The 9559-nt window shown below is 65.9% G+C and carries 14 protein-coding genes; 10 read left to right on the top strand and 4 right to left on the bottom strand.

What is annotated here, in order from left to right; translation table 11 throughout:
• Positions 1-108 precede the first annotated feature (108 nt).
• Complete coding sequence (locus JCM19049_RS05000; RefSeq protein ID WP_054821015.1) at positions 109-561, bottom strand: ATP-binding cassette domain-containing protein; 453 nt, start codon at positions 559-561, stop codon at positions 109-111.
• Positions 562-618: 57 nt separating this feature from the next.
• Complete coding sequence (locus tag JCM19049_RS04995; RefSeq protein WP_054821014.1) at positions 619-1335, bottom strand: queuosine precursor transporter; 717 nt, start codon at positions 1333-1335, stop codon at positions 619-621.
• Between the two features lie 506 nt (positions 1336-1841).
• Here JCM19049_RS04995 and JCM19049_RS04990 point away from each other — a divergent pair.
• The 5 genes from JCM19049_RS04990 (at position 1842) to JCM19049_RS04970 (ending at position 5031) form a co-directional block, all read left to right on the top strand.
• Positions 1842-2663 (top strand): TetR/AcrR family transcriptional regulator, encoded by an 822-nt coding sequence (locus JCM19049_RS04990; RefSeq protein ID WP_054821013.1) that lies wholly within the window; start codon positions 1842-1844, stop codon positions 2661-2663.
• Entirely contained in the window at positions 2660-2842 is a 183-nt protein-coding gene (locus JCM19049_RS04985) for a hypothetical protein (RefSeq protein ID WP_054821012.1), read from the top strand. The genes JCM19049_RS04990 and JCM19049_RS04985 overlap by 4 nt, the downstream gene beginning before the upstream one ends.
• On the top strand, positions 2842-3279 hold the full coding sequence (locus tag JCM19049_RS04980; RefSeq protein ID WP_054821011.1) for a hypothetical protein: 438 nt from the start codon (positions 2842-2844) through the stop codon (positions 3277-3279). Before JCM19049_RS04985 ends, JCM19049_RS04980 begins: the two co-directional genes overlap by 1 nt.
• Positions 3280-3309: 30 nt before the next feature.
• A complete protein-coding gene (locus JCM19049_RS04975) occupies positions 3310-4134 on the top strand; it encodes a hydroxymethylpyrimidine/phosphomethylpyrimidine kinase (RefSeq protein ID WP_054821010.1) in 825 nt (274 codons plus the stop codon).
• Positions 4135-4542: 408 nt separating this feature from the next.
• A complete protein-coding gene (locus tag JCM19049_RS04970) occupies positions 4543-5031 on the top strand; it encodes an FBP domain-containing protein (RefSeq protein ID WP_054821009.1) in 489 nt (162 codons plus the stop codon).
• 276 nt (positions 5032-5307) lie between these two features.
• On the opposite strand, the gene JCM19049_RS18710 is transcribed toward JCM19049_RS04970, so the two are convergent.
• The gene (locus JCM19049_RS18710; RefSeq protein WP_279402493.1) at positions 5308-5493 is read right to left on the bottom strand and encodes a hypothetical protein; all 186 of its coding nucleotides are present in this window, start codon (positions 5491-5493) and stop codon (positions 5308-5310) included.
• Between JCM19049_RS18710 and JCM19049_RS04965 the strand changes: the two genes are divergently transcribed.
• The 5 genes from JCM19049_RS04965 (at position 5492) to JCM19049_RS04945 (ending at position 8732) form a co-directional block, all read left to right on the top strand.
• Entirely contained in the window at positions 5492-6958 is a 1467-nt protein-coding gene (locus JCM19049_RS04965) for a S8 family serine peptidase (protein ID WP_279402492.1), read from the top strand. The two genes, JCM19049_RS18710 and JCM19049_RS04965, sit on opposite strands and share 2 nt — an antisense overlap.
• Positions 6927-7679 (top strand): S8 family serine peptidase, encoded by a 753-nt coding sequence (locus JCM19049_RS04960; RefSeq protein ID WP_054821007.1) that lies wholly within the window; start codon positions 6927-6929, stop codon positions 7677-7679. Before JCM19049_RS04965 ends, JCM19049_RS04960 begins: the two co-directional genes overlap by 32 nt.
• The gene (locus tag JCM19049_RS04955; protein ID WP_054821006.1) at positions 7640-7858 is read left to right on the top strand and encodes a hypothetical protein; all 219 of its coding nucleotides are present in this window, start codon (positions 7640-7642) and stop codon (positions 7856-7858) included. The genes JCM19049_RS04960 and JCM19049_RS04955 overlap by 40 nt, the downstream gene beginning before the upstream one ends.
• 167 nt (positions 7859-8025) lie before the next feature.
• The gene (locus JCM19049_RS04950) at positions 8026-8544 is read left to right on the top strand and encodes a hypothetical protein (protein ID WP_054821005.1); all 519 of its coding nucleotides are present in this window, start codon (positions 8026-8028) and stop codon (positions 8542-8544) included.
• The gene (locus JCM19049_RS04945) at positions 8460-8732 is read left to right on the top strand and encodes a hypothetical protein (protein ID WP_054821004.1); all 273 of its coding nucleotides are present in this window, start codon (positions 8460-8462) and stop codon (positions 8730-8732) included. The genes JCM19049_RS04950 and JCM19049_RS04945 overlap by 85 nt, the downstream gene beginning before the upstream one ends.
• Here the strand turns inward: JCM19049_RS04945 and JCM19049_RS04940 are convergent.
• A partial coding sequence (locus tag JCM19049_RS04940; RefSeq protein WP_279402491.1) for a glycoside hydrolase family 3 N-terminal domain-containing protein occupies positions 8729-9559 on the bottom strand: 831 nt, incomplete at its 5' end. The two genes, JCM19049_RS04945 and JCM19049_RS04940, sit on opposite strands and share 4 nt — an antisense overlap.

The following is a 9559-nucleotide window of genomic DNA, read 5'->3' as shown; positions in this document are numbered from 1 at the left end:
CGGCCCCCTGCTCGCGGCGGCGTCTGAGCCGCTCGGCCAGCCGGGCCTTGGACTGGGGATCCAGGCGCTGTTCGGGTTCATCAAGCACCAGGTAGTCCGCCGGCCGGATCAGGCGGCGGCGAGCATCAGCTTGCGCCGCTGGCCGGAGGAGAGCTCGTGGGGCAGGTGTGCGGCCACCGGCTGCAGGCCGAAGAAGTCCAGCTCCCGGGCCACGGCCTGTTCCGGGTCCCGGACCTGGTGTCCGCGCGCGACCAGGTCCAGGTGTTCGGCCACGCTCAGCTCGTCAAGGAAGGCGGCGTCCTCCACCAGCAGCGCCAGTTTGCGCCGGTAGTCCAGCGCGGCCGCGTTCATCGGTTCGTCCCCGAAACGCACGCTGCCCTCCAGCGGCGCCTGCAGGTCAAAGATGGCGCGCAGCACCGTGGACTTCCCGCTGCCGTTGACCCCGATGATGCCAACCCCCTGCCCGGGGTGCAGCTGCAGGTCCAGGGGTGCGCACAGGGCCTGGGCGCCGTAACCGGCGACCAGGCCCTGAATGCCGATGGTGGGGGCCGCTTCGCTCATCTTTCGAGCTATCGGCCCCGCGGTGGCAGAGGCATCCTCCGCGTGGAGGATTTCGCCCTAGTCCTGGCCCTGCAGGCCAGCGTCCCGGTACCCGGGCTCGCGTCGCTTGAACCAGCGGATCACCAGGGAGGTGAGGGGAACGAAGATGATCTCCACCCCGGTCTTGTACACGAAGCCGACCACCACGTAGTTGATGAAGCTGGCGGCATCGGCGATGCCGATCACCGAGGCGGCGATGGAGCAGAAGATCAGGGTGTCCAGGAATTCACCAACCCCGCTGGATCCAATCAGGCGGCCGATCAGTCCACGTTCGCCAAAGCGTTCCTTCAGCTTGACCAGCACCCAGGCATTGGCCATCTGCCCGGTCAGGAAGCCCAGCACGGAGGCGAGCACGATCTGCCACACCGGGCCCAGGGTGCGCTCCAGGGCCTGCTGTCCGTCATAGAAGTCGGCCGACGGCAGGGCAATCATGATCCAGAAGCACACCACCGCGAAGATGGCCAGGGCGAAGGTGACCAGGATGGAGCGGCGTGCGGCCTTGAACCCGTACACCTCCGAGATCACATCGCCCAGGATGTAGGCGATGGGGAACAGGAAGAACCCGCCGTCGGTGATGATCGGCCCGAACGCCACGCCCTTGGAGGCGCCGATGTTCGAAAGGATGACCACGGTGGCCATCAGGGCCAGGACGGTGGAGAAATAGGGACTGCCGGTGGCCGCGAAAATGGCCTTGGAGCGATGTTCGGTCAGGGAGTTAGCGTTTGATGCGCCCATGAAATTTTCCTCATTAGAAGTGGTTCGCCAGGGTCCTGCCTGCCCTCCCACTTCGCCGCCCGCGGGAAACCGGTTGCGGTTTCCGTTTGGAGGGGTGGGGCGATCCGCCCCGGAAGTGGGGCCGACCGGACCCCGCTGTATTAGCACTTGCCCCACCATTATCCCACGCTTCGGCCCCTTGGATGGTGCTGGGCCCAGCGGCCTGCCCGGCGCTTGTTGCCCCTTCCGGTTCCCGCCGGTCGGCCAGCCCCATTCGAAGAACCACAGCACTTTTGGCCGCCTGCAGCCTGTCGGGTCAAAAGTAAGCCGCGTCACAGTGGATACGGCTAGGCTCACAAACCCATTTCCATCTGGTGTTCTTCGATCAACATCCGGTAGGAACAGGGGGCTTCAGTTGATTCAGGCCTGGATCCGTCGTTTTCGAACCGTTATTTTGAACGCGTTCAAAAGTACGTAGAATGGAGCCCGGGACCGTGATCGTCGGGCCTTGAAGGAGAATCACCGCCGTGCAGCCAGCCACCCGCAAGGGCCGCAACACCAGGGCCGAACTGTTGCAGACCGCCCTGGAGGCCTTTGCCGAGCTCGGCTACCGGGAGGCGAGCATGCGCGTCATCGCCCAGCGGGCCGGTGTGTCGCTGTCGCACGCGTACTACTACTTCGAGTCCAAGGAACAGATTGTCGGACAGCTGCTGCTGCGCCTGCGCCAGGAACAGTTCGAGCGTTGCCAGCAGGTCCTGACAGAGGGCAACACGTTGGAAAGCAATATCCACAGCGCACTGGATATCTCGGTCGGCGTACTGCAGCCGTACCACGGCTTTGGCCCCACTTTTCTGAAGGTGCTGCTCGGCGAGGCGGAGCCCACCGGCGCGCCGGGCCGGGAGACCGAGCTGAAGATGTGGCAGCAGGTGGTCGAGCAGGCCCGACCCCTGCCGCCGCTGGGAATCCGCCGGGACCTGCCGCGTTTCTTGCTGCTGCTCTCCCGGATGCTGTTCTTCCTCTGGGCCTATGACAGCACTGCAAACCAGCGCCGCTCCCGCCGGTTAATGCGCAATGCGGCGCCCCTTGCCGCGAAGTTCGCGGTTCTCTCCCGGCTGCCGGTGGTGCGCTCCCTGTTCGATGACCTGCTGGGGCTGCTGGATGATTCCGCAGCCCGGGACGCCGAGGAACCCCAGGCACCCACCCCGGGCGTCCTGCCGCCGGAAACCTGGCCTCCTGACGCAGCGGTTCCCGGCCCGGGTTTGGTCACACTGATCTGGACGGGGCGGCAAATGGGCGTAAAGTCGAAAGTACGAATCCCAGGCCCTGACCACCAGAGGAGTCCCGCATGAACGCCGCAGCCCGACAGCTTCCGGAATGGACGAACAGCTATGCCCTGCTGCGGGACCGCATTCCCTCGGTGCCCTCCCCGGAGGAAGTCCGCTCGGTCTCCGAGGACGGCAATGATGTGGAGCTGCTGCGCTACTGGCCCCAGGCTCCTGGAAGGCCCCTTCCGACGCGACCCGGCTGATGCTGCTCGGCGCCCGCAATGACCAGGCCGCGACCGAACTTTCGCAGCAGGGTTGGCAGCACACCGCCACGCTCGTCCTGCTGGCCGGGAAGCCCGAAGATGTCGAGCAGGTCATCAAGCTGCCCGATACCTCCACCATTTTTGAAGCACCGATGGATAACTACGACGTCGTGGAGGTCACCGACTTTGACCGCCCCGTCGCCCGCGGGCGGATGCACCTGGGTTCGAACTTCGCGCTGCTCTCCGACCCGGACCTGTACTCGCCCTCCCAGCCGGACCTGGCCCGAAGGGCCGTACTGGCCAACTTCGCCGGCTCGGCATTTCAGCACGGAATGAGCTGGATGCTGCTGGTCGCCGAGGAGCAGCACGCCAACCCGCTGGCGCCCGGCTGGTCCAAGGCCACACAGATCAGTGTCATGTCCCGTGAATCGAACTGAGCATCCCCGCCGATTCCCTACACTTGAACTATGACTTCTACGAGCACTGCTGAACGCCCTGCCATCACCCTGACCATCGCCGGTTCCGAAGCGACCGGCGGCGCCGGGGCGCAGGCCGACCTGAAGACCTTTCAGGAACTGAACACCTACGGCATCATCGCGCTGACCTGCATCGTCTCCTTTGACCCGAAGGACAACTGGAACCACCGCTTCGTGCCGGTCGATGCCCAGGTGATCGCCGACCAGCTCGAGGCCGTGCAGGCCTGCTACGCCGAGAGCCTGGACACCGTCAAGCTGGGCATGATGGGTTCGCCGACCACGATCGACACCGTGACCAACGCCCTGAAGAAGCAGGCGTGGAAGAACGTCGTGCTCGACCCGGTGCTGATCTGCAAGGGCCAGGAACCGGGCCACGCCTTGGACACCGACCAGGCCCTGAAGGCGAACCTCCTGCCGCTGGCCACCTTCGTCACCCCGAACCACTTCGAGGCCGAGCAGCTGTCCGGGATCTCGATCTCCTCGGAGGAAGACCTGATCGCCGCCGCCAAGAAGATCCACGAGGCCTCCGGCGCCGCGGTGCTGGCCAAGGGCGGGGTCCGCATTGCCGGTGAGGACGCGATCGACGTTTTCTACGACGGCACCACCCTGGAGGTGCTGCGCGCCAAGAAGATTGGTGATGTTGCCGTCTCCGGCGCCGGCTGCTCCCTGGCAGCCGCCGTGACCGCTGAGCTGGCCAAGGGCGCCTCCCCACTGGAGGCGGCCCGCACCGCCAAGGAGTTCGTGACCGAGGGCATCCGCCACCGCGTCTCGGGCGCCACCCCGTTCGATGCCCTCTGGCAGGGCGGACGTCGCTAGACTCCTGCCACGCAGGATTCCACAAGGGGGCAGTATTGCGATACTGCCCCCTTGTGGCGCATCTCCCCCGGGAATGTGAGATCCTCGGCGTTCGTTGGCTGTTACCCTAAAAAGTGAGTCGTGTGCCGCTGCTGGCGCCGCAGGCTCATTCTGGTTCCGCCCTTGCCGGAGCCGCCGATGACTTGTCTGCTGACTGCGATACGTGCCTGGCACGGGAAAGGGGTGTGGCCCACATGGGCTTGAGGATTCCCCGCCCGTTCGCCCCTGCCGGCGGACGGGGTTAACGCCACCTCAGGCAGTGCGCCGCGCGCGCTGCCGCCGTTTCGCGTCCCCGATGTTCGCTGCAGGGCCTAGCCTCCCTACCCGCCGGTGCGCCTTGTCCGCACCCACCTACGCCAGGACATCCTCATGCAGCCCATTACCGAATCCACCATCCGCTCCAGCTTCATCAACGCCTCCCGCTCCGAGGCCCGCAAACTCACCCTTCCGGAAAGCTTCCCCACCCTGCAGTGGGAGCAACATGATTTCCTGGGCTGGCGCGATCCTAAAATGCCGCAGCGCGCCTACCTGGTCGCCACGGGCCCGGACGGCACGACCCGCGCACTGCTGCTGCGCGCGCCGGACACCACCCCGAAGGTCAAGCGCGCGATCATGTGCGAGATTTGCCGTGACGTCAATGCCACCAACCCCGTCACCATGTGGAACGCCCGGCGTTCGGGCGCCAGCGGACGCAACGGCAACAGCCTGGGCACGCTGATTTGCTCGGACTTCCAATGCCCGCAGAACATCCGTGTACTGCCGCCGAAGAACGCAATCAACCCGGATCCCGCGGCGGTCGTGGCCGAACGCATCATTGAAATGGGCGAACGGCTGCAGGCGCTGATCAACCGGGTGTAGCCCCGGCGCCCGCACCCCACAGCACCGACAACGCCAGCTGATCTCCGCCCCCGGCCGGGGGCGGACGTCAGATGGCGTAATACTTCTATGAACGCCGCGCGGGCTGCGAACCGCCTCCGGGCCGGGAATCTCGCGGCATTTTTCCTCCCGTTATCGCCCGCTGGGTAGTGAAAATGCGAAGCTCCGAAGATCACTATTCAATAAACGCTTGAAATGTGGTCATGGTCACATAAGATAACGGTGGGATCTTGACGCACGAGCGGACGTCAAGAAAGCCTAGCGGCGACTGATCTTGGGGCAATGGGGTGCTTCTGCCGGGAGCCGATACTCGCGCAGGATGATTCCGCTTTCCAGCCCAGCTAGGAGAATCATGATCACTCGGCGCCCATCGGGCCTTGCCCGTACGGTCATGGCGTCGGCCACCGCCTTGGCGTTGGCAGTCACCATATCCTCACCCACCATGGCGGCCCCGGTGCCGCGACCTGCCGACGGTGAGGCAGCACAGTCGCTTGGCGGCAAGCACAATTCAACCCTGGAGGACCTGAAGGTCTCCGGGCCGCTGGCCAAGGCCAGCGGTGAAGTATCGGTATACGTTCAGCTCGAAGGCGCCGGCGCCTTCGAGGAAGTGGAGGTCAAGACCCGCAAGAAGAACACCAAGCGGGTCAAGCAGATCCGTTCCGAGGTCGAAAAGCGCGGCAAGGCGCTGGCCAAGGAATCAAAGTCCGAAGTCCTGTACACCACGGCGAACACGCTGCGCGGCGTGGCGCTGAAGGGCGATGCCGAACAGCTGCGCGAACTGGCTGAAAGCCCGGACGTTGCCAAGATCAGCGCCATCGTTCCCAAGCATCCAACCAACCGCGGCGCCGTCATTGACACCGGCGCGCTGGAAAGCTGGAAGGCGCTGGGCAAGACCGGCGAGGGCGTGAAGATCGCCGTGCTGGACACCGGCGTGGACTACACCCACGCCGGATTCGGCGGTCCGGGGACCTTGGAGGGATACAAGCAGGCCCAGGCCTCCCACGAACTGCCTTCGGCCGACTCCGGCCTGCTGGATCCCGAGAAGTTCATTGGCGGCTGGGACCTGGTGGGCGATGACTACAATGCCGACCCGAAGGCTGCGGACTACCAGCCGGTGCCGCGCCCCGACCCGAACCCGCTGGACTGCCAGAGCGCAGGGCACGGTTCCCACGTGGCCGGCAGCTCCTCGGGCTACGGCGTGAACGCCGATGGCACCACCTTCAGCGGGGACTACTCCAAGCTCACCGCCAAGGAGGTCTCCACGATGCGCGTCGGTCCGGGCACGGCGCCGGAATCCCAGCTGATCGGCATCCGCGTCTTTGGCTGCTCCGGTTCCTCCGCCGTGGTGGGCCAGGCCCTGGACTACGTGCTGGACCCGAACGGCGACGGGGACTTCTCCGACCGCGCCGACGTGGTGAACATGTCCCTGGGTTCGGACCGCTCCCCCACGCAGGACCCGGAAAACGACATCGTTGATGCGCTGAGCAAGGCCGGGATCCTCTCGGTCGTCGCCAGCGGCAACGCCGGGGACGTTACCGACATCGGCGGTTCGCCGGGCAACTCACGCAGCTCCCTGACGGTGGCCAACACCGTGGCTCGCAGGTTTCCCTGGACGGCATCCAGGTCGATGCCCCGGCCGATGTGGCCGGCACCGTCGCCGGACAGTACTCCTCGAACTTCAACTACACCTCCGCCGATCTTGCCAAGCTCAGCGGTGAAGTGGTCATGGCCCCGTCCTCCAACGCCTTTGGCTGTGAGCCTTTGCGGCCGATTCGCTCAAGGGCAAGTGGGTGTGGCTGCAGTGGAGCGAAGACGGGCAGTTCCCCTGTGGCTCCGCCGCCCGCTTCAACAACGCCGAAGCCGGGGGCGCCACTGGGGTGCTGCTGGATTCGGAAACGAACCTGTTTGATGCCGGGATCGCCGGCAACGCCACCATCCCCGGCGCCCAGCTGACCCTGGACAACTCCAAGAAGCTGCGCCCGGCGGCCGAGGCCGGAACCCTGAAGGTCACCCTGTCCCCCGAGCTGATCGGGGCCACCTCCGGGGATTCCGGGGCGAAGGACACCTTGAACTCCTCCTCCTCGCGCGGCGTGCACGGCTCCAACGGCGTGGTGAAGCCGGACGTGGCGGCCCCCGGAACGCAGATCGGCTCCGTGGCCGTAGGCACCGGAAACCGTCCGTCCGTCAAGTCCGGCACCTCGATGGCCACCCCAATGGTCGCCGGTGTGGCCGCCCTGGTGCTGGAAGGCAAAAACTACAGCCCGGAGCAGGCCAAGAGCCTGATCATGAACACCGCCGCCGCCGCCGACGTGCTGGCCGCCAACGGCAAGGCCTACGGGCCGAACCGCGTGGGCGCCGGACGGGTGATGGCCGATGCTGCAATCTCCTCCCCGGCCTACGCCTTCGACACCAAGAACCCGGACCTGACCTCCGTGGTGTTCGGGGTCATTGAACTGGACGCGAAGAAGAAGTTCTCCGCCACCCGTTCGATCACGGTGAAGAACACCAGCAAGAAGAGCGTGGACTACAAGCTGAAGTACGTGCCTCGACCGAGATCCCGGGTGCCAGCTACAGCCTGGACCGTTCCTCGGTGCGGGTGGCCCCGGGCAAGAGCGCCAAGGTCAACGTGACCCTGCGCATCGACCCGCGCAAGTTCTCCAAGACCATGGACCCGACCATGGAGCGCACCCAGTCCGGCCTGGCCCGGGCCTGGGTCAGCGACGTGACCGGGCGCGTGGAACTGAGCAGCTCCAAGGCCCCCACTGCGGGTACCGGTCCAGGCCGCGCCGAAGCCCACTGCCCGAGATGAGCGGGCAGGTCAAGGAAGCTGAAGAAGGGGCAGAACCAGACCAGCATCAAGCTCAAGGGCCAGGATCTGGCGCTGGGCAAGGGTGAGGGCCAGGTGACCAGCCTGCTGGGCGCGTTCGAACTGGGCGCCACCAGCAAGCGTGAGGGCAAGCGCTGGAGTCGATCCCCGTGGCCAGCGCCATGGACCTGCAGTACGTGGGCGCCTCCACCACTGCCCCGCGCACCGGGGTGGCCGATGGGCTGCTGAACATCGGCATCTCCACCTGGGACAACTGGGCGAACCTGGCCGGCGCCACCGAACTGGACGTCGAATTCGACACCAACGGGGACGGCAAGGCCGACTACGTCTCGTTCACCACCCAGCTCGATGACATCGACCTGGACCTGGTGGCGACATTCGACTCGAAGACCGGGGCCCAGGTTGACCTGCAGCCGCTGAACGGCGTGCTGGGAGACGTGGACACCAACACCTTCGACACGAACGTGGCGATCCTGCCGGTGGCCCTCAGCTCGCTGGGCTGGATGAGTCCAGCAGCAAGATCTCCTACCGCGTGCAGTCCTACTCCTGGTACCACACCGATGACCAGGGCGCCCTGGTTCCGGTGGACACCACGAAGTGGATCGACTTCAACGTCGCCAGCCCGCAGCTGGACTTCGGCGCCACCGGCACCCTGTTCACCGACCTGAAGGGCAACCACATCCCGGTCAGCGTCGAGAACGTGAAGAAGGAGTCCAAGGCGCTGCTGCTGCACCTGCACAACGGCACCGGAAAGCTCGGTGAGAAGAAGAACAAGCACAAGCCGCAGAACGATGGTGATCGCGCCGAGGTGCTCACCGTGGTCGACGGACACAAGTCGGGACACCACAAGAACTAGCCGGCACGATCCGGCAGGACTTGTTCCGTCCTGAGGTACCGAGCCCCGGTCGTGCTCCCAGCAGATGCTGGGGGCACGACCGGGGCTCTTGCACTTACTCCTGCGCCCGCAGGTGCTCGGTGACCACCAGGGTGGCCGCCTGGCGCACGGTGTCGGCGAAAGGCCCCGTCCTTGGCGGCGCGGGCGGCAATCGCCTGCACCATCTGCACCGCCTCATCGGCCTGCACGCACAGGGCCAAGGTGCCCCCGGCGGCAATGAACTTCACCGCCCGCTGCCCCAGCGCGGTCTCGGACACGGCCGCTGCGTCGCACAGGTCATCGGAGATCACCAGGCCCTCATAGCCCAGCTGGTCGCGCAGCAGCTCATCGATGATCGCCCGGGAGAACGGGGCGGGGTTCTTGGCGTCGAGCTTGGAGTAGCTGGCGTTGGAGATCATCACCCAGGCCAGGTCCTGTTCAATGCCGCGCACAAAGGGCTGCAGGTATGGGTCCTGGGCGTCGGTGACGGTGTCCACCACGCGTTCGGTGGTGTCGGTGTTGCCCTTCACCCTTCCCAGGCCCGGGAAGTGCTTGATCACCGGCTGCACCCCGGCATCATCCAGCGCCTGGTTCACTTCGCCCACCGCATCCCACACGGTGTCCGGGTCGTAACCGAAATTCCGCTGCCACTGCCCGATGGGGGCGTTGCCGGCCCCCAGCGATTTGGGGACCGTGTCGGCCACCGGCGCCAGGTTCACGTTCACCCCGGCCTCACTGAGCTGCCGGCCCAGCTGTCCGGTGGACTGGGCCAGGCGCTTGGCCGACCATCCGCCCTGGGTCTGCGCGCT

This window comes from Arthrobacter sp. JCM 19049, assembly GCF_001310435.1.
This window is presented reverse-complemented; position numbering and strand designations above follow the sequence as displayed.